Consider the following 26,859-nt stretch of genomic DNA (forward strand, 5'->3'; position numbering starts at 1 on the left):
CGGTGTCGGCGGCTGCCCGGCGCGCGGCGGCGGCGGACTCGGCCGGGTCGGCGGGCACCGGATTGGCCGCGACCTCGCGGGCGATGGCGGCCACCGTGGCGCGGATGGCCGCGCCCAACTTCGAGCCTGGCAGCGGTGCGGCGTGCGGGTCGGGGCCCACGATGTCGAGCCAGCGTTGCCCGAGCTCGAGCATGGCGGCGGTGTCGGCGTCGGCGACGGTGTGGGCCTCGCGCCAGATCGCGCGCAGCTTGGCGAGGGTGTCGGTGCCGAGGATGGACTCGATCTCGAGCAGCAGCGCCGCGCATTCGGACTTTTCCAGCACCCCGGCGTCGACCCGGCCCAGCACGAGGGCGGCGTTGTGGGCGGTGGCGTAGATGGTGGGCGGTATCTGGGCTGCGGCGGTCTCGCCGCCGTTGTCGCCGATCACGATCTCGGTGGCGCTGGCGCGCAACCAATGCCGGTCGTCGGGGCGGCGGCGGAGCTGGGCGGCCTCGATGCGGGACTCCTCGAGCAACTTCGCCGCCGTGACGACCTCGGGGTGGGCCAGCAGCGGCGGCTGCCATACCGAGTGTTTGGCGTGCGCGCACTCGTGTACCAGCGCACCCCACACCGCCGGGTAGTTGTTGCGGTCGCTGTTGGTGGCCGGGTTGGCGTCGGCGGGGTCGATCTTGAGGCGGGAACCGTCGAGTTCGATGGCGGCGAGCCCCGGCACGAACACCGCCGGGTGCCCGAACGCGGCACCGGGGGCGATGCTCACGGTCAAATCGTCACGGTCGGCGATCGGCGGAACCTCGGCGGTCATGGCGGCGGACAGGGTGGCCCATCCCCCGGTGACGGGCACCGACGCCGGGGCGGGGATGGCAGGCGCGGCGGGGGCCACCCCGGCGGCGGCCGGGGCGGAAGCGGTACCGGTGCCCGGGGTAGCGGGCGCAGCGGGGATGGCGGGGGCGGGGGTGGTGATCACGTGGCCGGTCATGGCGGGCAATACCTTTCGTGTGCTCGCTGGAGTGGCGCGGGTTAGAGGCGGGGGCCGAGGGCGAGGGGGGTGTGGGTGGTGCCGCACACGGTCCGCACCACGGCGGCGACCACCTCGCGGTCCTCTTCCGGGGCGGCCCCGAGGAGGTTGGCCATGGCGGTGTCGGGGTCGGTGGCGGCGGCGATCTTGCGGAACGCCAACAGTTCGCGCAGCTGCGGGGCCCACCCGACCTCGCCCTTGGCCTGCCTGGCGGCCAGCTCGCGCGCCACCTTGACCGCGCGCCGTTCCACCCCGAGCTGGGTGGCCAGGTCGAGGTCGCTGACCACCCGCACCTGGAACGCGAACCGCGAACTCAGCGCGTCTGACAGGATGGCCCCGTGCACGCCGGGGTTGTGCCCGGCCACCACGAAGAACCCGGGCTCGGCCTTGACCACCTCGCCGGTAGCTTTGACCACCAGCTCTTTGCGCCCGTCCATCGCGGGATACACCGCCGCCAGCACGGTCGGGGAGATGAGGGTCGCGTCGTCGATGAACAGCACCCGGCCCTCTTTCATCGCCCGCACCAGCGGGCCGTCCATGAAAACGAAACGCCCGTCCGGGGTTTGGGTGTACTCGCCCACGAAATCGGCGACCGTGGTGTCCCCGTCGCCCTGCACCGTCAACAGGTCCCCGTAGGCGGCCTCGATGAGCGAGGTCTTGCCGGTGCCGGGCGGCCCGTACAGCAGCACCGGAACCTCGGCCGCCCGCATGGTCCGCAACACATCCACATCGGCACGCCCGGCGAGCTTGCGCACGTGGTAGTCCTGCCCGTTCGGCCGGGCCACCGTGTTACCCGTGCGCGCCGGAGCCCCCGGGGTGTTGGCAGGCGCGGCCGTGGCGGGGGTAGCGGCCGAGGTGGTGTTCTTCTTGGGGCGGCGGGCCGGTTTCGCCGCCTTACCGGCGGCCGGAGCTGCCGGGGTGGCAGGCGCGGCCGGTGCCGGGGCGGCAGCGGTCGGGGCGGCGGCGGTGGCCGTGGTGGCGGTGGCCCGGTAGCGGCGCGGGGCCGCCGAGGTGCGTTCGGCGTGCCCGGCGGCAGTCAGCGATTCCAGCGCATTGCCGACCGCGCCGGACGACCGGCCGAGCCCGTTGGCAATCTCACGCGGGGACTGTTCGCGGGCCGGGTCGGCGGCCAGCGCGGCGGCAACCATGCGGCGCAACTCCCCGTTAGGCAGACGACCGGCGGCCGGTGCAGCGCTAGCGGCGGTGGCGGTAGCGGGTGTGGTGGGCATTGCGACTCCTGCAATTCCGTTCCGAATTCGCGCCGGTTTCCGGCATACGTGCGGCGTGGCCGCCATTCGGATTTCTGCGAATTTCCCGGCGAATTCCGGGAACAGGGTCGACGCTAGCTCGACCTCGAACAGCCTCACAACCCCAATTCGCCGGAAATTCTCCAAATTTTCGGCGAAGCCAGCCTCGCCGACAAAACAAGCCGCGCATGAAATGCACACCACGCCACGAAATTTCGAACCAGCCCACCGCCGACCAGCCAAAAGAAAATGATTCAAAGAATAAGAACAGAGAGAAAAAGACGGGAACGGAAACACATTAAATGCGAGGCGAACCAGGGGGTCAGGTCAGCACGAGATGCGGCCATGACCGACGCCGCCGCATGTCTATACAGCTTTGTGTATAGACAATCCTGGATGACACCCGCCGACGGATGTGGCCATCTAGCTGGGCATATTCGAGGTAGCACCGGGGCCTTTTGAAGGCCCCCCACACAACCCCTCACGTTTCCCCCCACACTTCCCCACAGATTGCCAGCAATGAACTCGCAGGCCATCTGACGGCCGATCGAACCGAAAGCTCCACACCTTCAACGAATTGGTGAATGGCGGGGAGAAATTACCCAATGACAGCGGAAGCGTGCCGCATCGCCATGCAGATCGCCGAGTACACTGATTTCTAACAACGACTACAAATTCGTGTTGAATTCTATTTTACCAGCGGTTTCGGTTCGCGGCTTTCCGCCGGTTTTCGTCAGCTGCTGGGCGTGCCTGGATTGTGGTCTTCGCCCTGGCGGAGGTGTTCGAGGAGTTGGAGGGTTTCTCTGCTCGGGGTTTCGCCGATCTCGGCGAGTTTTCGGGTCAGGAGTGCGTAGGCGCGGTCGAGGGCCGGGTATTCACCCAGGCGTGCGTGCTGGCGCAGGATGTCGCGCCAGAGCGCTTCGTTGTAGGGGTCGGTTTGGGCGGTTGTCTCGAGGAGTTCGAGGGTGGCGCGGGGGTCGTGGTCGGCGTCGTGGGTGGCCAGCCAGCCCAGGGCGTTGTGGGTGTCGCGGCGCGCGGATTCGCGGATCGGTTCGGTCCAGGAGTCGGTGAGGTCAGGGGCGAGTTCTTCGGTGGCGATGGCGGTGATAGCCCGGCACGCGGCTGTCCGGTCGGTGTCGTTGCTGGCGCGGCGGCGTGCGGTGACTGCGGCGGTGAAGTCCCACCAGTCGACACTCACCGCGGTGCCGGAAAGCCGGTAGTGCACCCGGTCGTCGGCCAAGGGCTCATTGAACCGGCCGCCGGTCGCGGCACCGAGGGCGCTGCGTAGTCGGCTCAGGGTGTTGGTGAGCACGCCTGAGGCGCGATCGGCTGGGCGTTCTCCCCACAACAGCTCGGTCAGCTGACCTCGCGACAACCCGCCCGGATGCAGGGCCAGCACTGCCAGCAGCTCGCGCAAACGTGGTTGCAGCTGGCCTGTGATCTCCACGCTCTCCCCGGAATCGGGCACACGCCAGAAGACCCGGGTCGGCCCGAACACCCGCAACCGCAACGCCGGAACCTCCGCCGGTGCTGGGACAACCTCCGGTGCTGGATTCGGCGCGGAGTCGGCTGGCGCGGTGTGGGTGTCGAGGACGGGCTCGGGCGCCGCGGAGAGGTCGGTCTCGCGCGAGTGGCCGGCGGCCTCGCCGGTGTCGACGAGCGCAGACTCGCGGACCGGGGACGGCGTGCGTTCTGCGGCGTCCACCAGGACCGGCTCCGGCGGGATGGGTCGCGCAATAGGTGTCGGCACGGTGGCAGGGTCGATGCTGTAGATCCTGGGCCCGTCCTCGTCGCGGCGTCTGCGCCGGACTGGGCGGTCTTGGCGGGCAGGCTGCCCAGTGCGGGGTGGGTCGAACTGGCCGGAGCGTTCGTAGCGGCGCAGCTGGATCTCCACATCGATGATGGTGCCGCGAGCGGGCGGGATCAGGTTCTGGCGTGTGCGGCGGCCGGTCAGCAGGGCACGGGCACCGGCGCGGGAGGCAGGCAACTCTCCCACGACCGGAAAACCGATCGCGTCGATGTAGGCGCGGCTGCCGCCGATGACCACGATGCCCCGGGGGCGTCGACGCCGGGTGAGATCCAGGAGCCGCTCGGCGGCAGGCTCGGGATCGATGTGCTCGGCGCGCACCACGAACAGGGCGGCGTCGGCGGCGGCGATGACCGGATGCGCGGGCGAGCCCGGTTCGGGGACACCGCAATCGGCGAACACGGTCGCTCCGAGCCCGCGCCAGCCCCGGTTCGGATCGGTCAGCAGCGCAGCGGCCGGGACAGGACGGGCGGGGTCGTATTCGGGAGGCGCGGCCAGGAACGCCTCCCCGCCGGGCAGATGCTGCACGTGCTGGGCCAGCAGCTCAGGGGTGACGGGCAGGCCGAGGGCGCTTCGGCGGGCGAGGCTTGCCAAGCCGAGATGCGGGTCCGCGCCGACCATTTCGGCGAGCTGCCCGCCTGCGGGGTCGGCTTCCACGACGAGAGCTGTTTCGGGGCCGGGCCAGGTGTGGGCGAGCGCGACGGTGGTCGTGGTTGTCCCGGCTCGCGGGGTCAGTCCCGCGACGGCGATCAGATACGGCGCCTGCGGCCTCATCGATGGGTTCCTATCCCTGCTTCTGGACGTTGGAGATCACCAACGCGCCCCCGGTACCGGCGGGGCGGGTGTTGATCAGCTGGAGGTAGTCGATGCGCGTGCGGTCCGGGCGAATTTCGGCGATGTGGACGTTGGCGGTGGTCGGGGCGATCGGGGTGATCGCCACGCAGTGCCGGGTGCCGTGCGGGACGGAGGCGATGCCCGCGGCAAGGCCCTCGAAGGTGATCCCGCTCTCGGGCGCAAGCAACGGCATCGCCTTTCCGGCGTCGCGGTCGATGTAGTAGGCGGCCTCGAAGGAGGCGATCACCCCGGCCAGGGTGGCGGGGTCACCGGCACGCTCGGTCACCACCTCTCCGGCGAGCCCGGCGCACGGCCCCTGAGCCGTAGTGGTCGAGCTAGGTGGTGCTGCCATGGAGGACACCTGCGCGCCGGGGTCGCTGGTCTTGTCTGTCAGCACCAGCAGGAACCCGGCCAGGACAGCAATAATGGCCGCCAGCGCGGCCCACGCACCGCGCGGCAGCCGGTCCGCCAACACGGCCCCCCATCGGGGAACCCGGGCGGCGTCGGCCGCGCTGGGAGGCTTGCGTATCCGGTTGAACCAGAACTCCTCCGGCAGGATGGGCTTGTCGGGCTCGTCGAAGTCATGGCCGGAGCCGGTGTCGGCTACCAGCCGTAGGTCCGGAGGAGTCTGGGGCAGGTCGACCCATGCTTCGGCGTCGTCGTCTTCAGGTGGTTTACGCGGGTACCTCGCCATTCATCCCTCGCCTCGGTTCAGGTGTCTCCGGGGCCTGCCCGCACCCCGAGAGGGAAGGTGGGGGTCGCGGGGTGCGGGCAGGGTTCCCCCGGAGGGGTCAGGGGCGGCTCACGCGCTGGGCCGCACTTCGGCCTGGGTCTGTGCCGGGATCGGCTGGGACACGAGACCGTTGGCGATGTCCGCGGTGAGCCGGGCCAGGACATCGGAGACCGCCCAGTGCGCGGTGGAGCGGTGGTCGCCGTCGTATTCGCGCCAGTCCACCTTCGTGCCGCGCTGGCGGTAGGCGATCAGCGCCTTGCGTCCGAAGCGGACCGGCACGATCTGGTCGAGCTCGCCGTGGTAGAGATGCAGCGGCACATCGGATTTCACGTGCGCGAGTGACTCCAATGCGAGGACCCTTCTCCACCAGTGGTCGTTCCACGGGTCAGGCTCGCGGCACCAGTGCGCCAGCGGCTCGGGGAACCGTTGCAGCAGTTCGAGGACGGTGAGGTGGCGGGCCTCGGCGGCGGCGACGAGACCGTCCTCGTTGAGTACATGCCGCAGCGGGAGCTGGTGGTAGGCGTGGGACAGCCCGATCAGCCCGGCGAACGCCAGCCCGGCCAGGCCGGTGCGGGTGCCCCGACTGACCGGCGGAGCCAGGACCGCGAGGTCGGAGAAGACCGCTCCGGCGGCGACGCCGCGCAGGTCCATCTCGGGGGCGTACCAGGGCTGCAGCTCCCCCGCCACCGCCGCGACACGGCCACCGTCGGCATATCCCCACGCCACCACCGGCGCGACCGCGACCCCGAGGTCCGCGCCCCGATACACCGCTCGCGCGAGATCCAGCACGCTCCGGGCTCCGGCGCGGGCGGCGAGGAAAGTGTGCGGGCCGCCTCCGATGATGCCCAGGCCCTCCCCGTCCGGGATCGCCACCACCCAGCCTCGCGCGAGGGCGGCCTCGATACCGGTGGTGTCGGGTTCGGCACCGATCGCCAGCAGTTGCGACGGCGCGCACACTCCGCCCAGGCCGCGAAACTCCGGGCAGTACACCAGGATCGCGGTCGCGCCCGGGGCTGCGATGGTCTCGGGGATCAGCACGATCCCTGAGGCCGCTATGGTTTCGGAGCGGGCGTTGGCCGTGGCGTAGACGACCTGCCACGCCCCCCGCGCCTCGCTCAGCTGCGCGACGAACACCGGTCGTGTGCGCACGAGGTCTCCGGGGCGGTAGCCGTCGAGGGTCGTGACGTTGTAGAAGTCGTTGCTGCTGGTGGTCATGGGTGGCTCCCGGCGAGGTCGTGGGCGAGTGCGGTCAGCCACGCGATGCCGCTGGCGAGTTGCCCTGCGGCGGCGTAGCCGGTGTGGCGGCCGTGGATGTCGGCGTAGCGCAGCCACACCGCCGGATCGAGCAGGTCGGCGTTGTCGCCGACCAACTGCCCCCACGCAGCGGACAACTGCCCGGCCAGCTTCGGCAACTGCCCGACCGGGTCGGAGGCCACCACCCCGGTGATCTGCCCCCACCGCGCCGTCGCGGCAGCCGTCTCATCCGGACCGGGACGTGGAGTGCGGGGGTCGGAGGCGTCGGTGAGCCGGTCGGCCAGACTCGCCGCGGGGAGGTAATCGACGACGCCGGGCTCGATGCGGAAGTCGTTGTTCACCACGGTGGTCCAGGCGTCACCGAGCACGCCTGACAGCAGCGCCTGGATCGAGCCGAGCGCGGCCACCGGATCACGCAGATCCGCCTGGGCGGCGACCTGCGCGGCTACCCGCAACAGGGCGGCGCGATCGGGTGCCGAGCAACTCAAGTCACCGTCGACACAGATATCGGCCACGCGCCCGGTCAACGCCCCGTACTCGACACTCTCGCCGGTGGCGATGCCGCCGCCGGAGGCGGGCGCGGTGGTGATCGCCACTCCCGACACCGCGGCCCCCGTGGTGCCGGGGGCGGGGTCGGGGGTGAGTTGGCCGGGGCGGCCTGGGATCACCGGCGATCCCGGGGCGCGATCGGGATCGGAGTACAGGGCGATACCCGCCACCCGCTCGGCCGGGACGGGTCCCTCGCCCGCTCCGACACCGCGGGCGAATTCCGTCACCACTTGTGCGCCTTGGGAGTACCCGACCACGGCCAGGGCGGTGCCGGGGCAGTCGGCGGCGATACGGGCGGCAGTGGCCGTGAGCGCGGCCAAGCCCTCGTCCATCGAGGCCGCGTAGGAGTCGGTGCTGGCGCCGGTGCCCACCGCGCCACCAAACCCGGCGGGATACGGGATGTAGGTGCGCTGCACCAGATCCGGGACAGCGGCCACCACCGGGCCGAGCAAGAATCCGAGCATCCCGGTGTCGGCGGTCTCGGAAGCCCCCGGCGAGGACTCGCCGGTGCCCTGCACCCCGAGGACCCACAGCACGGGGCAGCCCGGCCCGCCGATCGCGGGTGGTTGCGCCGACCCGGAACCGGGCGTGCACAGCGCGCTCGTGCAGGCCGCCAGGACGGTGGCGGTGAGGAGACGGAGACCGGTCACGGCTGGCCCACCCCCACTCCGGCACCGAACCCCGCGCCTACCGTGCCACCGGCCAGCGCGCCGACCACGGCGGCGGGAACCCCGGCCACGATCGCGCCCGCGACAGCGCCCGCTGCCGCGCCCAGCGCGGTACCGGCCACACCGGAGGTGATCGTGCCGATGACCGGCACGGTCACCACGGTGCCCAGTGCGGCCCCGGCGATACCGCCGATCGTGCCCCCGGCAAGCCCGCCCGCGACCGCGCCCGCTGCCGCCGCCGGTGCACCCGCCAGTGCGCCTCCGATCGCACCACCGGCCCCCGCCCCGGCGATCGTGGCACCGGCCACCCGATCAGACCGTCCCGCCGGGATCCCGATCGAGTCCAGGAACGTCGCGGCCTGCGCCTCGGCATTCGCGGCGGTGGTGTTGACGCCGTCACGGACCTCCGGAGGAACCCAGTCCGGTGACGGCGTCTCCCACTGGCCGATTCGGATCGTGTTCGGCGGGGGCTGGATCGGCGCGACCGGAGGCACCGGTTCCGGTGAGTGCAGCTCGATCACCTGCACCGGTGGCGCGGGAGCGGGTGGAGGCGCCGGGCGCGGGACCGGGCCGTTGCGGACCTCGGGAGGCTGTTGCGGATACACAGCGGGTTCGGGCGGCGGCAGATCCGGCGGTGGGGGCGGGGCGGGGGCAGCGGTTCCGGGCTGGACTGGGGCGGTGACTCCGGGCTGGTCGGCGATCGGATCCAGCGTCACAGCACTGGCTTGCGGCGCGGCCAGCATCATCACCACTGGCACAGCGCCGACAGCCAACACACGGCCACCCCACAGCAGCCGACCCCCGTACGCGAGGGATGTATTCCCGTTTTCGGGCACGACAAATAACCCTTTCGATCGGATGAGAAAGGAGAGGAAAAGGATCAGAAAATGCGCGTGACAACGCGCGAGAAAGGCTGATACTCCCGGCTGCCCGACCACAGCCGGGAGACCTTCGGCGTATCCCTCGAATCAGAGGAATGGCCCGACGATCAGACGAACGACAGGACCAGGCTCAATGCCTGCGAGGCGACCGACAGGACATTCGAGACCAGCGAAGCGCCTGCGTCGAGCAGCGACAGGATGGTGTAAGGGTCCACAGTTATTCCTTTACCGGAGGAGGTGCAGTTGCCCCACCATCACAGCCCCGAAAACTCCTGCCGCGCCACCCCTTCGAGAGGTAAAGAATGTGCTACCACAACCATTACCCCTCCAGCCGCACATAGCGACCTGCGTCGATGCGAGAAAGGGGTAACGCGAGTATCAGTAGAGAAACTTCCCGAACGCGCGATCCCGGTGCGCGGGTACGGCAAATACGCCGCGCCCGTCGCGCGGCGGCCGAGGGCTATCTGTCGGCTAGCTCACGGAGAATAATATTTGCCGGGGATGATCTTTCTCTGGTAGGAACGAATCGAGTCGGGGGAAGTGAACCCTTCAACGTACCCCACGTGGAAGGAAGTACGAAAGACCGTAGTAGGAGGGGCTTTACGTGACCCGGACAACGAACCTGGCCCGCCATCCACGACGACGCCGCCAGCAGGACCGCACCTGCTCGTCTTGTTCGGAGATACCCGACCTCGGTGGCTGGGCACGCCGGATCCGCGAGCGCCACAAGCTCCCGCGCCCGCGCGCCGCCGACCGCCTCCACATCAGCGAACACATGCTCAAAAAGATCGAACACAACCAGGCGACGCCTTCGCCAGCGGTTTTGAGCCACCTCGTCACCGCCTACGACCTCGATCGCGCGCAGGAACGCTACATCCGCGACCTCGCCCGGCCCCCGGTCGCTCTGCCGCCGATCGCGGAACTACGCACCCGCACCGACACTCCCGAGCACCGGGCGACACTGATCAATCTCGACCGCCGCGAGGTTGCCGGCGCCTACCTCGATCCGCTGTGGAATGTGGTCCTCGCCAACGAACGGTTCACCGCGAGCTTGCCCGGCATCGAAGGATTCCGCGACAACGTCGCCTTGTGGTTCTTTCACCCCGGCTCCACCACGCCCACCGCCGAACCCGTCCTCGTGCACTGGGACAGCGCCGCCGCCTACCTGGTCGCGACCCTGCGAGGCGCCCTCGGACGCCACCGCGACACCCCGCACGCCCTCACCCTCATTCACGACCTTCGCGGCGCGGCCACCTTCCGCGAGAGGTGGGACACCAGCGACGCGGTCGCCTACGGCCGCCGCCCCGAGGAACCAATCCACCTGCGCGACCCCACCACCGGCGAGCCGTACTCCGCACACATTCACCTCGGCTACGCCTCGAGCTCCCACGACATCCGATTCTGCGTGTACTACCGCCAGCCCTACAGCGGACCAGCACTGCTCTGACCGACCACCGAACAGGAGTACCGAATGACAGGCAAACCCCCCACCCGCCACCACAACGCCGAGCAGGCACCTCGTCCTTCGCACGCCGGGGAAACCGCCCACGCGCTACCCCCGCACAGACGGGCAAGATGACATGCAGAAAGCCCCGGCACTCGACGGGATGCCCGACTTCCACGACTCACTGGAATGGCTGCGCCACCACCATCACCTCTCCCGCGAATCCACCGCCCGACACGCCGGTTTCAGCAGCTCCTACCTCAACCGACTCATCCAGCATCGGACCTACCCCGGCCCTGGTGTCTTCACCAAACTGGTCGACGCCTTCGACCTCGACCCCTCACAGCGACGACATCTGCGCGAACTGTGGCAACCCTCCCTCGAACTGCCACCCACCGAGCAGCTACGCCAGCACCTCACGGCCCTGGGCATCCACGCCCACCTCGACCACCTCGATACCCGCGACACCCTCGCCGTCTACCTCGATCCCCTCCGAACTGTGCTGCACGGCAACCGGATGTTTCACAGCATGGTCCCCGGCCTTGCCGAGTCCGACAACAACTACTTCCAGTGGATGTTCTCCCCCGCCGCCCGCGACCGCATTCACGACTGGGACAACGAAGCCCGCTACACCGTCACCATCCTGCGCGGAACACTCGGTCGATACCGCGACCTCCCCCGAGCACGAACCCTGTTCCGCAAACTGCGTGCCACCCCTGAATTCCCCCTGATGTGGGAATCCACCCCCATGCAAGTCACCTACGACCGCCCCCGCCCGAGACCAATCCATGTACGCACACCCGGCGCCGGCAAGCCCCTTCCACTCAGCCTTGAGATCAGCGACTACCCCGACTGCCCCCACGTCCTCCTCGCCTACGGCCTCTACGACACATCGGCCATCGCCCGCTAAGGCGGCCTCTTGCGACGGTGTGTCAACGACGCTCGCCGCCTGCTGCGATCGATTGAGTGGTCAGTCGGACTGTCGCCCCAGCAGGGCGCCCTGGCCGGGCGACGGACGAAATTTTCTCCAAGGCGGGTGTGGCCGGAAGCGAGGGGATTTGCCGGAGTTCACACGCTCGTCGGGGCGTTTGCAGACATCCGGCCGCCTATTCGGGCCACCCCGATTCGACGCCCGCCGTGGGTCGGAAAGGGACCGGGATGCGCGGTAGACAAAGCACGGCAGCCACTTCCGGCGCGCGAGCCCGAAAGCTCGTGTTCCGAATGACCTCGGTGTAGGTCCTGCACCTTTGAGCAAACTCGGACCGACTACTGTGGGCGATCGTTTGAGGTACGGGTCGATGTCTCCAGTTCGCGCTCATCGCTACGAACGACCGCGCCGTTCACGAGTTGAAGAATCGCGAACGAGCCAAAAGAGGCCGCCTCCAGGCGCTTCAGTTGAGCGCCGAGCTTGCCACTACGCCGGACAACCTCAACCGTGCGGGTGTCACGCCGCAACTCGCGCGCTGCCGAGAGTGCCTCGGCCACGGGGACGTCAGCTTCGACGAGGATCGCGAGGGCGTCGTGGCGAGCCTGCTGGCCGAGTAGGTTCACAATGCGTTCGAATCCGATGGAGAAGCCGCAGGCGGGTACGTCTTTACCGAGGGATCGGCCGATCAGCTGGTCGTAGCGTCCGCCACCAGCGACCGAGCTGGACGACTCGGGGTGGGCTATCTCGTAGATCTGGCCAGTGTAGTACCCCATGCCACGCACCAGGGTGGGGTCGAATTGCCAAACGAGCGAACGTTCTTCCGCGAGGAGGTCCAGGCTGGCGGTGGTGGCAGCGAAGTCGTCGAGGGACTCCTGGGGCACGCTTGGCAGCACGTCGGCTAACACGTCAAGGAGCTTGCCTATCGGGGTGTCCTGGAGCGCGGCTATCTTGTCCAGCGCTGCGGCCACGGCCTCTGCGGGCATCTCTGTCTTGGCGAGTTCGGCGCGGACGCCGTCCCAGCTGATCTTGTCGAGCTTATCCAAGACGATGAAGAACTTGTCCCAGCAGGCTTCGGGTAGGCCGGAGTCAGCGGCGACAGCGGTGAGGAATCGGCGGTCGGACAGCCGCACGGTCACGTTGTCGAGGCCAACGGCGGCCAGGGCGCTGGTGGTCGCTTCGATCAACTCGGCTTCGGCCAGCACACCGGGTTCGCCGATCATGTCGATGTCGCATTGGTAGAACTGGCGGTAGCGGCCCTTCTGGGGCCGTTCGGCGCGCCAGACGGGGCCGACCTGCAACGCGCGGAACGGGGTGGGCAGCTGAGCGTGATTGTTGCCGTAGAACCGGGTCAGCGGCACGGTGAGGTCGAACCGCAGCCCGAGGTCGACCAGATCGGCGACGATGCCGCGAGCTTCGACTTCGGGCGGCAGGCCGCGACGCAGGACCTGGTAGATCAGCTTCTCGTTCTCGCCGCCCTGGCCACCCTGCAAGCGGGTGATGTCCTCCAGGGCGGGAGTCTCGATGCGCTGATAGCCGTAGCTGCGGTAAACCCCGGTGATGGTCGACAGCACATGGTCCCGCATGGCGACCTCTGCGGGGAGCAGATCGCGCATTCCGCGGGCAGGACTGTTGTCGACTTTCACAGGGCATCCTTCGCTGCGTTGGGGCAGTAGCCCGGCTCACCAGAGTGGGGCCGGTGGCAGGTACATGGACAAGCAAGTACACGGACATGTTAGTCAGGCTGGGATCATGTCCGGTCGGCGACGTGTTCGGCGGCGGCATCGTGCTCAGGCACGCTGTTGGCCTGTGACTACGAGGTTGGCGCGGGAATCGCGCGCGGAACGGTCCGCCAGCCGTGACTAGAGGGTCTCGTAGGCATGGAGGCTTTGTTGTGCCTGGGAGAAGTCGACTCGGGCTTGGTCAGTAGCCGACCAGTCGTCGCCGTAGATCAGCTCCAGTTGATCGGGGATCGCGCCGTAGATGTCGCCGGGGCGGCTACGCGCCCCGAAATCGCCCAGTAGCCGACGTCGGCGTGGCGTTTGGCGGTCGAGGATATCGACGTCAGGAGTTATCCAGTAGTCGACGGGTCGGCAGAATAGTTGGCCGTAGCGCAGGACCACGCTGATGCGGGTGGTGTCGCTGGTGTTGGCTGCAACGCCATGACCGAGTGAGAGCGGGAACAACACCACGTCACCGGCATGCGCAAGGATCTGTCTGGTCTCAGCAACCTGTTCGAACGCGATCTTGCCTGGAAAGTTCGCGTGATGGGAGCCAGGAGCGACGGTGAAGTTGCCAGCGTCCGGTCTGGTGAGGTCGGTAAGAAAGAACTGGGCTTTGATCTGCACCTCCTTGACGCTCGGGGCGGCGTGGATGAGCGACGGGCCTTGGTCGGTATGGAAGGCCACGAGAGGCTCGGGCGCGGGATATCGAAAGAAGATCTCCGAGCCGAGCACCTGCACGTACGGGCCGATGAGCCCGAGAATCCGGCCGAACACCCCAGGGTGATCGAGCAGCAGATCTAGTTCCGGGCACCAGCGCAGCGCATTCGCGATGCTCAGGTCTCGATTGTTGCCAGCGTCGAAGACATCGGCAAAATCGACGGCAGCGTCACGGCTGTGCAGGTCGAGCAGCGCAGCGTGAAGCGTTTGTACTTCGGCAGGCGCGAGCGCGCCGCGGATGTGCAGATAGCCCTGTTCGGCCCATTGCCTGCGTTCGTCGTCGGTCATCAGCTGTTGGGTCATCGCTCGATGCCTCCATACAGCGTGGTGATCGAGATGCGGGATCCGCGTTGGACCGGCCGGACTGCATGCGCTCGTGTGGGTGCTAGCGGGAGAAGCAACGCGGAGTTGAATCGCGGTGCCAACTGCCGTGTTTCGGGTCGCAGGGTCCATTTCTTCAGGGAAAAGAACCAGTCCGAATCGTCGTATTCGACGACGTCTTCGACCAGACCGACGACGGTTTCCCCGCCGTCACCCGAAGTCCAGTCCGCCGTGAAATTGCACACGACCGAGAGCCGATACTCAGGTGCTGGACAATCATCGTGCGGGTCGACGTAGTCACCGACATCCATACGGTAGGGCGTCGTGGGCCGCAGCACCTCGAGAGGTTGCCCGAGCCATCGGCTCAGCTGGTCCAGCCACCACGGGCTGACGAACATGTCGAGGGCGTCAAGCGCAGTCATATCGGGCGCGGCGGCCGTTGCGATGGGACTGTCCGGCATGTCGCCCAGACGCCTTGCACGGCTTACACGTTTCGTGTCGCCGATTTCGTCGCGCTCGTAGTGGATTCCACAAGTCAGATGGTCGGCAAGGGAGGCAGCGTAGTCAGGGTCGAGCACGTCATCCACACGGATGGCGACAAGTTCATCGGCGATGACCACCGTGTCCTCGATGAAGCAGCGGCCTGCGGCGACCGGACGCGTCTCCAGTTCGAATTGCGGAATTCGCATTGTCTTTCTCCTCCGTTCAGCAGGCGCCGTTGAGCCGACCGAGGGCCTTCCCACGTGGCCGGATCCAACGTGAGGTGGATCGCTCCGCGTGGTCATAGGCGGCGGTCACGAGCACACTGATCTGCTCGACGTCACTCAGCCGGGAACCCATCGGCGGCTCACCTACTGCGATCCGGTGCAGGTCAGTGACCGGGCGCAGCATGGGCTCGGGTGCGATCATGGTCGGTGCTGGCGCGTCGAAAGTGCAGCCGCTCTCGTTCAGGAGGGCAGCTCCTTGGTCCGCTTCGAGGGCGATCTGCCAGTCTCCGCAGACAGCTCCTTCCTCCGCGTCGGCGAGCACCAGGCGCACCTCGACGGCCCCAGCACGAAAGCAGAGGTCGGCCTCGATATCTGCGCCACGGTCATTGCGGCCGAAGACCGCCGTGATCGTGTCGGACGTGGGGGCCGGATCATCGGCTGGCAGGAACATGGCAATGACATCCAATGCGTGGCTACCGTTGTCGATCAGTACACCGTGCCGGGGGCCGGCGGATGCCCTGTAGGTGGGTGCTGTGTGGGCGTACCTCGTTGCGTACGGTCCCGTCCAGCGTGCCTCGATTCGGCGCAGTGACCCGATAGCTCCCCGTGCGACCAGCTCGGCGCTCTCGCGGATGTGCGGCTGATAGCGTCGGTTGAACGGGGCGACCGAGCATGGGCGTGCGCTGGATAGATCTCGCAGCCGGGAGAGTTCGCCGGCGGTCGCAGCGACAGGCTTCTCGACAAGGCATGGCAGTGTGGCGGGAAGCGCCTCGAGTACATCGAACACCGCTCGCGGCGGCACCGCCACCACCGCGGCATCGAGCACGCCAGCGTGCACCATCGAATCGACATCGTGATACGCGGTGCTGCCGAAGTCCTCGGCTATTGCGGTCGCCGAACTGTAGCGAGCGGCGGCTACGCCAGCGAGGTCCATGGCTGGGTCGGTCACGATGTCGAGGGCATGCGAACGCGCCGCAAGTCCGGCACCGACGAGTCCGATTTTGAGGCTCATGCCGGTCTCCCGACGAGCGGAAGGTGTTTCTGCACCTGCTCAGCCGCCCGGTCCCATTGGCTGCGGATCGGTTCCAAGCGTCGCAGATTGGCGATATCGCGGAAGTCCGGGGAGCAGAACTCGTAGTAACAGCGGCTGACCCAGTCGCGAATGTCCCTGGCGGACATGGCGTCGTTGTGGCAGACGGGCATGTCGAGCCAACTGGTTGTTTCGTACCAGTACTTGTCGGGAATCGTGATGCCGTACCGTCCGGGGTTGGCGTACACGTCCGTGCCCGGGCGGGGCTCCATGACGTTGAACGTGGCGACCGTGGGATTCACGAGCCGGATGAAATCCATGGTAGCCGCGAGGGTTTCGGGGGTGTCCCCTGGCGCGCCGACAATGAATGAGGCGTGCAGCTCCAGCCCCGCCGCCACGATCCGCCCAGCCGTCTTGTACAGCCGCGCGGGCGAGGTTCCCTTTTTCACCAGTCGCAGCGTCTGCTCCTGAACGGACTCGAATCCGACGAACACCCGATATGCGCCCGCCTCGATCATCGCGTCGAGCACTTGCGGGCGCGCGTCCTGTGCCCGCATGTTGCTGGTCCACGGGATCGTCAGGCCACGCCGCGTGATCTCCTCGCAGATCTCAACTGCTCGGCGTGGGTCGCCGGAGAAGGTGTCGTCACCGAAGAAGATCGAGGAGAACCCCATCTCGGCGACGGTTTCCATCTCGTCTGCGACATGCGTCGGGCTGTTCCACCGGGCCGCGCGGCCAGCGATCGTCGTCGAGCAGAAGGTGCAGCGACTTGGGCATCCTCGTGCGGTCATGACGACGGTCTCGTAGTCGTAGTCGAGGTAGTTGCGCATGTCGAAGATGCCGCGGTCGGGTCGTCCGTATCGGTCGAGATCCATCTCTGGAGGCGCGGGCGCCGTCGTCCGGACGCCGGGTCCGTCTCGGAAGACCAGGCCCGGCACCTTCGCCAGCGCCGATGTGCTGCCGCCGGAACCAAGAGCGTCGGCGAGGTCGACGATGCTGTCCTCGGCGTCGAACAGCAGCACGAAGTCGACGCAGTCGTGGCGGGTGAGGCATTCGGTACCGATAAACGAGACATGGGGGCCACCGAACACAATCGGGGTCGTCGGCCGCCAGCTGCGGACAGCTCGCGCGATCTCGAGCGCGTGATAGTAGCTCTGGGCGACGGAGGTGACGCCGACCAGGTCCGGGTGGATGTCGTCGAGCCTTGCAATCAGCGCATCGGCGTTGTTGCCCTCGAACGGCAGGTCCACGTGCACCACCTCATGTCCGGCCCGGCGCAGCGAGCGCGCCATGTAGGCGTAGCCGAGAGGCGGATGCAGCAGCAACGTATGCGGGTCGTGTGTGTAGTGCGGATTGACGAACAGAATCCTCATCATTCGGCTCCTATACGTAGCCGAGGCAGGCCCACGAAAACCCCCGGCGCCCTTTGCGGGGCGGTCGCAGGGATGGTCTGCTGCGCGGTGTCGAGCCCGTGAGGGCCGGAATCAACGAATCGCTGTGCGCCGCAACGCTCGTCGTACTTGCCGTTGTAGTGGAACGCTTTGCAGCCGCCCATGCACGGCCCGAGCGCCGAGCAGGAGCCGCACGGCCCGGCCGGCGGTTCCCGACGGTCGGAGTAACGGTCGACCAGCCTTCGCCAGATGTCGGCGAACGGCTCGTCGCGCACGTTGCCGACGGCTTCTTCGATGAAGTTGCAGCCGGACACGTTGCCCACCGGGTCGATCGACACCATGCTTGTCCCTACATTGCACAGATTCGATCCGATGAACAATTCGCGGGCCGCCTGGTCGGTCAGCCGGTCGTCGATCAGCGTCAACATGAACGGGTCGTGCGTGTAGATGTCCAGCACGCCTTGGTGATCAAGGATCAACTGATACAACCGCTCGCACACTTGCTGGTAACGGGGCCACAGGGTGCGATCGAAGACGCTGTGCAGATTGTACCGGTTCTGCATGAAACTGATCGCGTCGACTCCGATGTCTAGTGCGAAGTCGACGATGCGGTCGACCTGCTCGTAGTTGTGGGAGTCGATGGTGGTCGAGAACCCTACCGTCGCCATGCCTTCCTGCTTGAGCATCCGCAGAGCCCGGACGGCGACGTCGAACGCCCCGGCTTTGCCGCGGACCCGATCGTGCACGGCGGGGTCGGTGCTGTCGATCGACACCATCGCGCGGCTGATCCCTGCTCCGATGAGCTTCTGCGCGTCCTCGGGCTGGCGGACGTAGAAGCCGTTGAGCATCAAGGTCTGGTAGAAATCCAGGTCTCGGAAGACCGCTGCCGCCTCGTGGAAATCCCGACGGATCATGTTTTCGCCGTGGGAGTACACCAAGCTTGCCGCGCCCTCGCTGTGCAGTTGCATTGCTAACCGGTCGATCTCGGCGAGCGTGAACTCATCCCGGTTGCGCCGGTACAGGGCGTAGCAGTGACTGCATTTCAGGTTGCATCGGTAGGTCAGACCCAGCTGGACCAGGATCGGGAGCGGATGCTCGGGAAGCTGGAAGTCGTCGGGCCTGACGAGCACGGCCTCATGCTGCATCGTCGCCCCGCTTCAGCAGCCCGGCATCGGTGAAGTCGGCGATGAAGGCGGTGACGTCGGCGGCGATCTCTTCGGGCGCCGCGTCGAATTCGAGGGTTAGCGCTTCGACGATTTCGCCGAATCCCTGGGGGCCTTCCGCCAGCAGACCGACGATGGCCGACGCGGATTCGTTCAGCTCGTACATCACGCCCTTGGCTCTGTCGAACAGCATTGTCAGGCCAGCGCTTGTCTTTCGCGCCACGGCGTGGGTGTGAAGAGAGATCTTGGTGCTTTCGAGTTTTGCGGACATGGCGGCCTCGCCTTCGAGCAGGAACAGCTTGTCTTTCTGGGTCGGTGCCCGCCTTCGACGACTCGGGCGGGCACCGACAGTCCGACCGGATCAGCAATGAGTCCGGACGTTGCGGGCGCGCCACTGCGGACGACGCCAGGGTCGCTTGACCTTGGCCATGGAGATCCTCCTTCCCCGCTGTTCAACTCGTTGTGACCGTTCGCCACAACGACTTTCAGGATCGCCACTTTCCATGTCCGACGTTGGCCGAATCGGGGCTGTCAGTGCGGACAAACATGCTTGTCCGCATGGCACCGGCCCCAGGGCTTCGATCTCGGTAGACACCTCGGAGGCACTTGAAGGAGACAAACGAGTAGCGGACACGCCGTCGCGATTGCGACAATCGACGTCGTGGGGCGGGCGCCGGATCATCTGCACGGACTATCCGCGAGCGGCGGTTTCGGAGCCGAGTTGCGACGACGACGGGAAGCCGGAGGCTATTCTCTCGCCAACCTGGGCCGACTCGTGCATGTCAGCGGCGACCTGATCGGCAAGATCGAGAAGGGGCAGCGGACGGCGAGCCATGACCTGATCCGGCGGCTGGATGACATCCTCGGCGCGGCGGGCGCTCTGGTTGAGTCAGTGCACCGCCCGCAGCCTCGGGCAGAAGATGTCGTGCTCACCACCAAATACGCTGCCGCAGCGATTCCATGGGCGCGAAAGACGCGACGTCCGTTGGGCCAGATCGCCATCGAAACCCCAGCTGGCCAACGCTTCACTGGTACATCCATCCCGGCCCTCGTTCTGCCTGCCGACAGTAAACAGGAGCGCATTCTTCTTGACGGCGGATCGCAGCGGGTTCGCGATCATGCCCGTATCCGGAGCGGGCTCGTGGTCGCTGCCGTGGAAACCAACGGGTCTTCGCGGTACTTCGGGCTCTCCGCCAGGGCCAGTCGACAACAGGAACTGGTGCTGCCGAGGGCATACGAGCTCGACGAGATCACGTTGGGAATGCTGTGGGCCGTCAGCAACCTCGATGAGGGCCTGCTCGACAACGATGCCGAACTCGCCGCGGCGGTTGCTGTACGTCATCTCTATGACGGCGCCACGGCTTCGGCGATCAGCCGGGACGACTCCCTTTCCCAGGTAGCTCAAATGTGGCTCGGTTCCGACTTCTGCGCCCGCCACATTCTCCGCCATGCCGACCGGCTCGGCCAGACACCGCTGTACTGGACGTCAGAACGAACCGGAGAAGAGGCAAGTGGCTGGCTGCTGTTCGCACACAAACTCGAATATCTCCAAGAGACAGCCGCGCGCCATGCAGCTGGCACTCCATCGATTCGCGCCTTCCACGTCTCGCCGGATCCATCCGGATCAATACTGCCGGAGCGGATTCTGCTGCTCCTTGCCGCAGCGTTGATGGAATCGTTCCGCATTCGCGTCGTGGTGTGCCCGCACCCTCTATTCGATGACACGCCCGGATTTGTCTTGGACCCTGGCGCGACAGCCATACTCGCCAACTGGGTGCGGAGCGACGACGTCTGGTTGGTGGACATCACCGACAAACGAACGACCGTCCGTCAGTTCGCCGACGTCATTGGGCACGCCACGGCGCACTCGGCGATCGACGCGCCGGAACCCCTTCAGCGCCTGCACCGCCTCGCCCAGTACCTCGATATCGACTGGAACTGGGTCACCCGCAGATGCCGCGGGCTGGCCGGTACAGGCATAGCCGGACTGGTCCGGCCGAGGAGTCGCCTACTGTCCCTGGCTGGACTCGAACGGGCCTGCGCCTTCCTGGGCATGGCGGCGGTAGCGGGCGGATAGTCTGGCTGGCGTGTCGAACCCTGAAAGCTTCAGCCGAGTCGTCGTGTTCGGACTCGGTGGAACGATCGCCATGACGCCGACCGGCTCGGGGGGAGTCGCGCCCAGCCTCACAGCCGAACAGCTCGTCGCCGCCGTGCCGGGCCTGAACGATGCTGGGGTGAAACTAGACGTAGTGCAGTTCCGGCAGATCCCCGGGGCCTCGCTGAACTTCGCCGACATCGCCGCGCTCCACGAGGCCGTCGCCGCAGAACTACCGCACGCCGCGGGCGTCGTCGTGACCCAGGGAACCGACACCATCGAGGAGACCAGCTACCTCCTCGACCTCCTGCACAATCGGCCTGAGCCCGTGGTCGTGACCGGCGCGATGCGCAACCCGAGCATGGCTGGAGCTGACGGTCCGGCCAACCTCCTCGCCGCAGTCCAGGTAGCCGCCTCCCCACAGGCGCGGAAACTGGGCTGTGTGGTCGTCTTCGCCGACGAAATCCACGCCGCACGCCGCGTCCGCAAAACCCACACCACCCGCTGCGCCGCATTCGAATCGCCGAACGGCGGGCCGCTCGGCTGGGTGTCAGAAGGTCACGTGCACTTGGCTAACCGCCTATCCTTCCGAACCTTTCTGCCCGCACCGCCGACCGACGATGTCCGCGTAGCCCTGGTGCCCACCCCGCTCGGCGACGACGGCACCGTCCTCGACGCTGTCGCCGACCATGTCGACGGGATCGTCGTGGCCGCCGTGGGAGCCGGACATGTACCTGCCCACCTTGCTCCGCGCCTCGGCGCGATCGCCGAACACAAACCGGTAATTCTCGCGTCCCGCACGTGCGGCGGAACGGTGCTGGCCGAGACCTACGGATTCCCAGGCTCCGAACGCGACCTGCTCGCTCGCGGCCTGATTTCCGCTGGGTTCCTCGACCCGGTCAAGGCCCGCCTGCTGCTGCAAACCCTGATCTGCAACCAAGCCGACCGCGACACCATCGCGTCGGCCTTCGCCGTAGCCAGCGGCCACGCCGATCCGGCCTTGTGGCCCTGGGCCGTACAGATGGTGGGTGCGGACAATGCGTAGCACCGAAGTCGCCATCGGCAGAACGTTTTTGGTCGTGTTCGACCACGGCGACGACTTCTTCCCTGCGCTGCAAGACTTCTGCCGCTCCAACAACGTCAAGCAGGGATTCATCCCATCCTTCATCGCCGGATTCTCCGAAGTCTCCATCGTCGGCACCTGCGAGAAACTCGAAAACCCCGCAGCCCCGGTCTGGTCCAAGGTCCAGCTTGCCAATGTCGAGGCGTACGGCGGCGGCACCCTCGCCTACGATCCGGACCACGACATCATCCGACCGCACATCCACGTTGCAGTCGGCCTCAAGGAGTACAGTGCCGCCGGCCACACCAGCCATCTCCTCGACGCCTCAGTCCAGTTCCTGACCGAAATGATGCTTATAGAAGTGACCTCCCCCGACCTGAGACGTATCCCACGCCCGGACCTATTCGACGTTCCGCTTCTCCGGTTCGATCGGCAAGCAGACCACGAGTGAACCTCCGTTGTCCCAGCCGCCCAGACAATTGGGCTGGCTTCAGCACCGACGAGTGTGACCTTCAGAAGATCCATTATTGATGGCCCCTGCAAGCCTCTGTCTCACGGCCGCAGAGATCCTTGAGATACCAGTCCCAGGGGACCGCGCTCATCGACGGCATAGTGACTGAAGTGGAATCCGCACCGGGACGCGGCGGCCGCGGGGCTCGGTTGCACGATCGCGCAGGCGACAGCGGCGTTCGCGGCTGGCCCCAACACCCAGGAACTGTTCTAGCGCTAGACTTTTGGTGTCCTCACCTGGACTCCGGATTAGCGGAGCCAGGCAGCGTTGACTACGCGGTCGGCGCATCGAGGCGTGCGGATCAGTGGGACATCAGGAATGGTCCCTAGCTGTTGCGGGGTCGTGACGTCGGTGACGCGGGAGATCCGGTTTTCGCCGCCAAGTGCCGCTCCACCGATGCCACCTTGCCGGTCAGAGCGTCGGTGACGCCCGGCCGAATATCACCCTTCAGCACGATGCTGCATCGGGGTGCGACAGCCATGACCGCGCCAATCGCCTGCTTGATCACCGCCATGACTTCGTCCCATTCCCCCTCGATCGTGGTGAAGAGGGCGTTCGTTTCGTTCGGCAGTCCGCTTGCTCGAATCACGCGGACAGCCTCGGCAACTCCTTCGCCGACGCTCTCGCCGGTCCCCATCGGCGTGACTGAGAAAGCGATGATCACGGCAGCTCCTATCGGTAAGGGCCTGAGGTCATGAGGCGTGGAGCAGATCGGCGATTTCGCGCCGAAGGTTCTGGGCGCCAGCGGAAGATGTCAGATGATCAGCGCTGGCGGCACGGTACACCAGCTTCAGGCCATCGAGGACGCGCGCCGAGCTAGTGCCGCCAGCGCTTTCGACCGCCTGGATTCCAAGCGCCAAGCCTTCATCGCCATCCCCGTGGCGCAACTCCAGGGCAGCCAGCCGGATCAGGCTGAGCTGACGTGACCGGGCATGCTCATCGGACAAGTGGAGCGCTGTCCGGAGCCTGGCGGTCGCGCTCCGCACTTCGGCATTTTGGTGGTACGCGAGGTCAAACAGTCCTTGCGCCGTGTCCCCCTGAAGCAGCGACTCGGTGTAGTAGGACTTGAAGCCTTCCTGGTCGGTATCCGGATGGTCCTGCGCCTGCGCTTCGGCAAAGAACTGCTCGGCCTGGTCGACAGCCCGCATACACTCGACCGCATTACCGAGCTTGCCGAATGCTCGTGCCTGCACCGCCGCGATGTCGGCGCGGCGCAGCAGCGACAGCCGGTCGGATCGAACCGATGCCAGCCCAAGCAGCGTCAGCGCGTTGTCGGCATTCCCGAGATAAATATCCTGACGGGCCAAGCATGTCAGGACTGCCGCGCGCAGCCACCACTCGTCAGCTTGCTCGGCGCAGTGCCACCCCGCGCGAAAGCTGGTGCGGGCTGCCTCATGGTCGCCGCGGTCGTACTGTGCCCAACCGACAACCCGAAAGAACGTCCCCACCGCGGTGTGCATGGCGCTGCGTACCGGCTCCGACATATCCGCCCGTAGGTAGTCCACTGCCACCCGGAGCTGCGCGACCATGCCGTCCCCCATGTGCAGGCCAGCGTCGTCCGCGGCACGGAACAAGGAGGCCCAGTCACGGACGCGGTTGACGTGATCCATACCCACGCGGGCGGGTGCGTGGTCGATTGAGCGGGTGGCCATCGCGACCACATCGTCGGTTACAGCCGTGGCAGATACGGCTACCAGACCGCGAAGAAACTCAGCGCGACGCACATCATCCACCTGATGTTGTGGGGGCCATGCCTCCCCATCATAGGGTGCGCGAACGGCAGGTCCGGCGAACGAACGGCGACCACGATTGTGCCGCTCACGCCACACCGCCTCCCCCTCAGCCACGATCTGCTCGAAGCGGTCACGGTCCTCAGGTGTCGCCCGCTGCTGGTAGGTCGTATCCAGGATGGCTTGGGTACCAGATCGCGGCGTGACCGCGCTCAGCCCGCTGCGCCAGTTCGTGATCGTGGTGGTCTCGACACCTAGCAGTGCGGCGAACTCACGGATCGACTTGCGCATGGCTTCTTGGAGTGCGGCGGCTTCGAAGCCGGTCCACTGTCGCGCTCGTACCATCGCCTTTGCCTATGTTTTCTGAGCCTGACCTGGGCAAATACCTACGCTACGCCCACACTACCCCATCACCGCGCGGTGACGTCCGAAACCGCCTGTGCGCCAGGGTCAAAAGCGGTACCCGGTACCGGGCCGACGCCGCAAACCCCTCACGCGGCGCACCGGCGGCCAGGGTGGCGGGCCGGTGGCGAAAGCCCCCGGTGCCGGGTACCACCCGAACTTTTGCCGCCTTGGACCCGGAAAGAAGCACTGCGCGATGCCCACCAGTTCCCTCGCTATCTATCAACTGATCGCCATGACCGGACAGGCGACGCATCAAGCGCCCCTAGTGCCGTTCACGATCTCGCAAACGCACACCGTAATGCGCTACCGCGCTGCCTGCCGGGCGAGGCGCTGCCCGCGCAAGGCCGCCGCCCTCGACACGCTCGTCCAAGCCGGCCGGGTGGTGCCCTCCGAGACGAAGCCGCGGTGAGCCACGATGACCACACTGCCCAGTAGCGGCTCCCCGGACGACCACCTGCCCGATATCAGCAGCAGTGATCCGGCTGGAGTGACGCCGGAATGGGCGCCGGTCGAGCCGCTGCCGTCGAGCGAGATGCTGCTGGCGGCACTCGCTGGACCGATGCCAGTTACAGCCACGGACAGCCTTGATCCGGCGAGCGACTTGGTGATCTGCCAGGAGCGAAATCGGTTGGCGATCAGCGTGTTGGCGAGTGGCGCCGTCGCGGGCGAACGGGTGCAATCTGTTGCGACGGCTCTGGATTCGGCGCGAGAAGAACTCGACCTACTAGTGACGATCGTCGACGACGTTGTGGGCAATCGACTACTGCGCCGTCGGCGGGATGGGAGGCACCTTGCGGGCACGGATGGGGATGCCCGGCCTGTGTCGGTACATACGGAGTCGATCGGGGAGATCGCGGCTCGGATGGCCGCGCTGTGGGTCGTGCGCTTCCTACCTGGTCGGACGCTGTCGCAGGAGCAAGCGCGAGCCGCGCTGCGAGTGGCAGGGGAGCTAGACGCGCTGCGGGGGTACGCGGCTGTGCTGGGTTTGACGGTGCTCGAACTCGTCGGGTTAGCCATGATGGACTGCTCCGGGCAACGGGCGGAATCGTACGGTGATGCCGCGCAGGCCCTCTCGCGATCGGGGCGAGCGCAGTGACCGGCGAGCAGGCCGCCGCCTCGGCTGCGGCGGTCGCGGCGTTCAGCGCGGGAGCCGCACGAGGCCATCAGGTCGCCGCCCTCGAACTGGCAGAACTCGATGCCGCTCTGGACGCGGCGGCATGGCGCGTGTTCGAGGTTCGGGCGGTAGTGCGGTGATGTTCGAGAGATGTCACAGCGCGCGGGAGGTCGCCGAGGTGTACCGGCGGCGCGGGTTCATCGTGTCGTGCGCGTTCGATCGCGTGTTCCTGGTCGCGTCGCTGAGGTTGGGCGCGGTGACGATGCCCGCGCCGCTGGGTAGGCGGGTGCGGAAGGCACTGCTCGACACGAACAAGTTCGAGTCGGTGCCGGTCCTGACCCATGCCCGCCCGGATCGGGAGTGGGTGTTCGTGGTCGGTCCGGCCTGGGGTGCCGGAATGTCGACGCCGACCGTGGCGAGCCTGGAGGCGCAGGGGGTGCGAGTCCTCGACGCTCGGCAACGGATCTGGTTGCCGATGACCGATCACCCGACCGGTTGGCATTGGATCTCCGAGCCGGTCGACGCCACATCGATCCCGTCGCGCACCACCGTGGCGTGCCGCGCCCGCGACCTCCTCAGCCCCACGCGGGCGTCCCGGGCGCGGAGGTGAGTGATGGCCTCCACCCCAGACGAGGTTGTGCGGATTCTGCCGTCGGGGGAATCGCTGCTCTCAGCTATCCGTGGCCATCACGCCGACGCGCACCGGCTGACACGGTTCGCCGCCGAGTTCGGGAGGCTGTACCAGCGCTCCTCGGCGTGGTTGGGGTGCGGGTGTCAGTGCGGCAGGGACGAACTCGTTCTCGCTGTTGATACGTGGGCGGCCATGCATCTGCCGGTTCCGCGTTCGGGTGCGCGGTTGCACACCGAGACTCTCGGCGCGGTCATCGACCGCCTCGCGCGTAGCCAGGTGCGCGCCTACCACCTGTTGATGACTGTGGATGATGTGGCAGATCCGCAGGTACACGCGGCCTGGTATCGGCTGGCGGAGCTGGTGGATGGCTACACCGATCTTGCCGACGCGCTGACTCAGCGGTCGGTGCGGTTGCCCGCGCTCGGAGACGGTGGCTGATGAGACCTGTGCTGCCGGGCAAGCACGAACTGCTGATGGCCTGCCGGGGCTTCCCGCTGCCCGCCGACGACCCGGTGCTGAGCGCGGCTGCCGAACTGGCCGTGCTGCATCAGCGGCGTGAACAGACAGCGTGGGAAGCCCTGGCGGTGATCGACGCGCACCGTTCCCGGTTGATGGACACCATCGACACCTGGGTTCAGGCGGTGATCCCGCAACCGGTCCCCGGCGCGCGGGTACACACCCAGACGATGGGCCAGGTCATCGACCGCCTCGCCCAGTTGACCGCCCACACCTACACCGCGCTGGCGGGCGCCTCCGAAGAGGTGTTCTGGCAATCAGCGGAAGTGGTAGACGACCTCGCCATCGCCTACACCGACCTGGTCGAAGAACTCCTCGCCGGTACCCGCCGCTTACCGACGACCACGACCTCGGCGTAGCCCGCCGCTCGGCTTCTCACCTTCC

The 26,859-nt window shown here is 67.1% G+C and carries 26 protein-coding genes and 1 pseudogene; 11 read left to right on the forward strand and 16 right to left on the reverse strand.

What is annotated here, in order from left to right; all coding sequences use genetic code 11:
- From IU450_RS12935 to IU450_RS12965, 7 genes and pseudogenes are all read right to left on the reverse strand, one after another.
- Positions 1-976 (reverse strand): annotated as a pseudogene (locus tag IU450_RS12935) (hypothetical protein); the annotation flags it as partial.
- Between the two features lie 41 nt (positions 977-1,017).
- Positions 1,018-2,244, reverse strand: a complete 1,227-nt coding sequence (locus IU450_RS40560; RefSeq protein ID WP_195150056.1) for an AAA family ATPase — start codon at positions 2,242-2,244, stop codon at positions 1,018-1,020.
- A 751-nt stretch (positions 2,245-2,995) separates the two neighbouring features.
- Positions 2,996-4,843, reverse strand: coding sequence for an AfsR/SARP family transcriptional regulator (locus tag IU450_RS12945; protein ID WP_195150057.1), 1,848 nt, complete (start codon positions 4,841-4,843; stop codon positions 2,996-2,998).
- 10 nt (positions 4,844-4,853) lie between these two features.
- Complete coding sequence (locus IU450_RS12950) at positions 4,854-5,597, reverse strand: hypothetical protein (protein WP_195150058.1); 744 nt, start codon at positions 5,595-5,597, stop codon at positions 4,854-4,856.
- Between the two features lie 108 nt (positions 5,598-5,705).
- On the reverse strand, positions 5,706-6,851 hold the full coding sequence (locus tag IU450_RS12955) for a lipase family protein (RefSeq protein ID WP_195150059.1): 1,146 nt from the start codon (positions 6,849-6,851) through the stop codon (positions 5,706-5,708).
- The gene (locus IU450_RS12960; protein ID WP_195150060.1) at positions 6,848-8,089 is read right to left on the reverse strand and encodes a cutinase family protein; all 1,242 of its coding nucleotides are present in this window, start codon (positions 8,087-8,089) and stop codon (positions 6,848-6,850) included. The genes IU450_RS12955 and IU450_RS12960 overlap by 4 nt, the downstream gene beginning before the upstream one ends.
- The gene (locus tag IU450_RS12965; RefSeq protein WP_195150061.1) at positions 8,086-8,880 is read right to left on the reverse strand and encodes a hypothetical protein; all 795 of its coding nucleotides are present in this window, start codon (positions 8,878-8,880) and stop codon (positions 8,086-8,088) included. Before IU450_RS12965 ends, IU450_RS12960 begins: the two co-directional genes overlap by 4 nt.
- Positions 8,881-9,592: 712 nt before the next feature.
- Between IU450_RS12965 and IU450_RS12970 the strand changes: the two genes are divergently transcribed.
- Both IU450_RS12970 and IU450_RS12975 read left to right on the forward strand, forming a co-directional pair.
- The gene (locus tag IU450_RS12970) at positions 9,593-10,435 is read left to right on the forward strand and encodes a helix-turn-helix domain-containing protein (protein ID WP_195150062.1); all 843 of its coding nucleotides are present in this window, start codon (positions 9,593-9,595) and stop codon (positions 10,433-10,435) included.
- 133 nt (positions 10,436-10,568) lie between these two features.
- Complete coding sequence (locus IU450_RS12975; protein WP_195150063.1) at positions 10,569-11,342, forward strand: helix-turn-helix domain-containing protein; 774 nt, start codon at positions 10,569-10,571, stop codon at positions 11,340-11,342.
- A gap of 356 nt (positions 11,343-11,698) precedes the next feature.
- On the opposite strand, the gene hisS is transcribed toward IU450_RS12975, so the two are convergent.
- The 7 genes from hisS to IU450_RS13010 form a co-directional block, all read right to left on the reverse strand.
- Positions 11,699-13,003, reverse strand: coding sequence for a histidine--tRNA ligase (hisS, locus tag IU450_RS12980; RefSeq protein ID WP_195150064.1), 1,305 nt, complete (start codon positions 13,001-13,003; stop codon positions 11,699-11,701).
- A gap of 216 nt (positions 13,004-13,219) precedes the next feature.
- The gene (locus IU450_RS12985) at positions 13,220-14,101 is read right to left on the reverse strand and encodes a phytanoyl-CoA dioxygenase family protein (protein ID WP_195150065.1); all 882 of its coding nucleotides are present in this window, start codon (positions 14,099-14,101) and stop codon (positions 13,220-13,222) included.
- Positions 14,098-14,808, reverse strand: coding sequence for a 2OG-Fe(II) oxygenase (locus IU450_RS12990; RefSeq protein WP_195150066.1), 711 nt, complete (start codon positions 14,806-14,808; stop codon positions 14,098-14,100). The genes IU450_RS12985 and IU450_RS12990 overlap by 4 nt, the downstream gene beginning before the upstream one ends.
- Positions 14,809-14,824: 16 nt before the next feature.
- Entirely contained in the window at positions 14,825-15,838 is a 1,014-nt protein-coding gene (locus IU450_RS12995) for a Gfo/Idh/MocA family protein (protein WP_195150067.1), read from the reverse strand.
- Complete coding sequence (locus IU450_RS13000) at positions 15,835-17,229, reverse strand: B12-binding domain-containing radical SAM protein (RefSeq protein WP_195150068.1); 1,395 nt, start codon at positions 17,227-17,229, stop codon at positions 15,835-15,837. Before IU450_RS13000 ends, IU450_RS12995 begins: the two co-directional genes overlap by 4 nt.
- Positions 17,229-18,377: a radical SAM/SPASM domain-containing protein gene (locus tag IU450_RS13005; protein ID WP_195150069.1), complete on the reverse strand. Its 1,149-nt coding sequence runs from the start codon at positions 18,375-18,377 to the stop codon at positions 17,229-17,231. The genes IU450_RS13000 and IU450_RS13005 overlap by 1 nt, the downstream gene beginning before the upstream one ends.
- A 4-nt stretch (positions 18,378-18,381) precedes the next feature.
- Positions 18,382-18,681, reverse strand: a complete 300-nt coding sequence (locus IU450_RS13010) for a PqqD family protein (RefSeq protein ID WP_195150070.1) — start codon at positions 18,679-18,681, stop codon at positions 18,382-18,384.
- A 390-nt stretch (positions 18,682-19,071) separates the two neighbouring features.
- Between IU450_RS13010 and IU450_RS13015 the strand changes: the two genes are divergently transcribed.
- The 3 genes from IU450_RS13015 to IU450_RS13025 are packed head-to-tail and all read left to right on the forward strand — an operon-like array spanning position 19,072 to position 22,019.
- The gene (locus IU450_RS13015; RefSeq protein ID WP_195150071.1) at positions 19,072-20,487 is read left to right on the forward strand and encodes a helix-turn-helix domain-containing protein; all 1,416 of its coding nucleotides are present in this window, start codon (positions 19,072-19,074) and stop codon (positions 20,485-20,487) included.
- A 10-nt stretch (positions 20,488-20,497) separates the two neighbouring features.
- Positions 20,498-21,550 (forward strand): asparaginase, encoded by a 1,053-nt coding sequence (locus tag IU450_RS13020; RefSeq protein WP_324197654.1) that lies wholly within the window; start codon positions 20,498-20,500, stop codon positions 21,548-21,550.
- Positions 21,543-22,019 (forward strand): PPC domain-containing DNA-binding protein, encoded by a 477-nt coding sequence (locus IU450_RS13025; protein ID WP_195150072.1) that lies wholly within the window; start codon positions 21,543-21,545, stop codon positions 22,017-22,019. Before IU450_RS13020 ends, IU450_RS13025 begins: the two co-directional genes overlap by 8 nt.
- A 385-nt stretch (positions 22,020-22,404) precedes the next feature.
- Here IU450_RS13025 and IU450_RS13030 read toward each other — a convergent pair whose 3' ends face one another.
- Entirely contained in the window at positions 22,405-22,743 is a 339-nt protein-coding gene (locus IU450_RS13030) for an MTH1187 family thiamine-binding protein (RefSeq protein WP_195150073.1), read from the reverse strand.
- A 28-nt stretch (positions 22,744-22,771) separates the two neighbouring features.
- Entirely contained in the window at positions 22,772-24,100 is a 1,329-nt protein-coding gene (locus IU450_RS13035; RefSeq protein ID WP_195150074.1) for a hypothetical protein, read from the reverse strand.
- Between the two features lie 307 nt (positions 24,101-24,407).
- Between IU450_RS13035 and IU450_RS13040 the strand changes: the two genes are divergently transcribed.
- From IU450_RS13040 to IU450_RS13065, 6 genes are read left to right on the forward strand one after another with little or no spacing between them, the layout of a single operon-like run.
- Positions 24,408-24,623 carry a hypothetical protein gene (locus IU450_RS13040; protein ID WP_195150075.1) on the forward strand — a complete coding sequence of 72 codons (216 nt, stop codon included), beginning with the start codon at positions 24,408-24,410 and terminating at the stop codon, positions 24,621-24,623.
- A gap of 6 nt (positions 24,624-24,629) precedes the next feature.
- Positions 24,630-25,310, forward strand: coding sequence for a hypothetical protein (locus IU450_RS13045; RefSeq protein ID WP_195150076.1), 681 nt, complete (start codon positions 24,630-24,632; stop codon positions 25,308-25,310).
- Positions 25,307-25,468 carry a hypothetical protein gene (locus tag IU450_RS13050; protein WP_195150077.1) on the forward strand — a complete coding sequence of 54 codons (162 nt, stop codon included), beginning with the start codon at positions 25,307-25,309 and terminating at the stop codon, positions 25,466-25,468. The genes IU450_RS13045 and IU450_RS13050 overlap by 4 nt, the downstream gene beginning before the upstream one ends.
- The gene (locus IU450_RS13055) at positions 25,468-25,938 is read left to right on the forward strand and encodes a hypothetical protein (RefSeq protein ID WP_195150078.1); all 471 of its coding nucleotides are present in this window, start codon (positions 25,468-25,470) and stop codon (positions 25,936-25,938) included. Before IU450_RS13050 ends, IU450_RS13055 begins: the two co-directional genes overlap by 1 nt.
- A 3-nt stretch (positions 25,939-25,941) precedes the next feature.
- Entirely contained in the window at positions 25,942-26,397 is a 456-nt protein-coding gene (locus IU450_RS13060; RefSeq protein WP_195150079.1) for a DUF4254 domain-containing protein, read from the forward strand.
- Entirely contained in the window at positions 26,397-26,834 is a 438-nt protein-coding gene (locus IU450_RS13065; RefSeq protein ID WP_195150080.1) for a DUF4254 domain-containing protein, read from the forward strand. The genes IU450_RS13060 and IU450_RS13065 overlap by 1 nt, the downstream gene beginning before the upstream one ends.
- The last annotated feature ends 25 nt before the right edge of the window (positions 26,835-26,859 follow it).

The sequence above is a fragment of the Nocardia abscessus genome, from assembly GCF_015477775.1.
GTDB classification, from domain to species: domain Bacteria; phylum Actinomycetota; class Actinomycetes; order Mycobacteriales; family Mycobacteriaceae; genus Nocardia; species Nocardia abscessus_A.

Excerpts from the sequence above, each read along its gene's own strand:
- IU450_RS13025 (WP_195150072.1), top strand. The coding sequence starts at position 21,543 with ATGCGTAGCACCGAAGTCGCCATCGGCAGAACGTTTTTGGTCGTGTTC.
- IU450_RS13060 (WP_195150079.1), top strand. The coding sequence starts at position 25,942 with ATGGCCTCCACCCCAGACGAGGTTGTGCGGATTCTGCCGTCGGGGGAA.
- IU450_RS12950 (WP_195150058.1), bottom strand. The coding sequence starts at position 5,597 with ATGGCGAGGTACCCGCGTAAACCACCTGAAGACGACGACGCCGAAGCA.
- IU450_RS13010 (WP_195150070.1), bottom strand. The coding sequence starts at position 18,681 with ATGTCCGCAAAACTCGAAAGCACCAAGATCTCTCTTCACACCCACGCC.
- IU450_RS13065 (WP_195150080.1), top strand. The coding sequence starts at position 26,397 with ATGAGACCTGTGCTGCCGGGCAAGCACGAACTGCTGATGGCCTGCCGG.
- IU450_RS13045 (WP_195150076.1), top strand. The coding sequence starts at position 24,630 with ATGACCACACTGCCCAGTAGCGGCTCCCCGGACGACCACCTGCCCGAT.
- IU450_RS40560 (WP_195150056.1), bottom strand. The coding sequence starts at position 2,244 with ATGCCCACCACACCCGCTACCGCCACCGCCGCTAGCGCTGCACCGGCC.
- IU450_RS13055 (WP_195150078.1), top strand. The coding sequence starts at position 25,468 with ATGTTCGAGAGATGTCACAGCGCGCGGGAGGTCGCCGAGGTGTACCGG.
- IU450_RS12985 (WP_195150065.1), bottom strand. The coding sequence starts at position 14,101 with ATGACCCAACAGCTGATGACCGACGACGAACGCAGGCAATGGGCCGAA.
- IU450_RS12945 (WP_195150057.1), bottom strand. The coding sequence starts at position 4,843 with ATGAGGCCGCAGGCGCCGTATCTGATCGCCGTCGCGGGACTGACCCCG.
- IU450_RS13040 (WP_195150075.1), top strand. The coding sequence starts at position 24,408 with ATGCCCACCAGTTCCCTCGCTATCTATCAACTGATCGCCATGACCGGA.
- IU450_RS13000 (WP_195150068.1), bottom strand. The coding sequence starts at position 17,229 with ATGAGGATTCTGTTCGTCAATCCGCACTACACACACGACCCGCATACG.
- IU450_RS12990 (WP_195150066.1), bottom strand. The coding sequence starts at position 14,808 with ATGCGAATTCCGCAATTCGAACTGGAGACGCGTCCGGTCGCCGCAGGC.
- IU450_RS13035 (WP_195150074.1), bottom strand. The coding sequence starts at position 24,100 with ATGCGCAAGTCGATCCGTGAGTTCGCCGCACTGCTAGGTGTCGAGACC.
- IU450_RS12995 (WP_195150067.1), bottom strand. The coding sequence starts at position 15,838 with ATGAGCCTCAAAATCGGACTCGTCGGTGCCGGACTTGCGGCGCGTTCG.
- IU450_RS12975 (WP_195150063.1), top strand. The coding sequence starts at position 10,569 with ATGCAGAAAGCCCCGGCACTCGACGGGATGCCCGACTTCCACGACTCA.
- IU450_RS12955 (WP_195150059.1), bottom strand. The coding sequence starts at position 6,851 with ATGACCACCAGCAGCAACGACTTCTACAACGTCACGACCCTCGACGGC.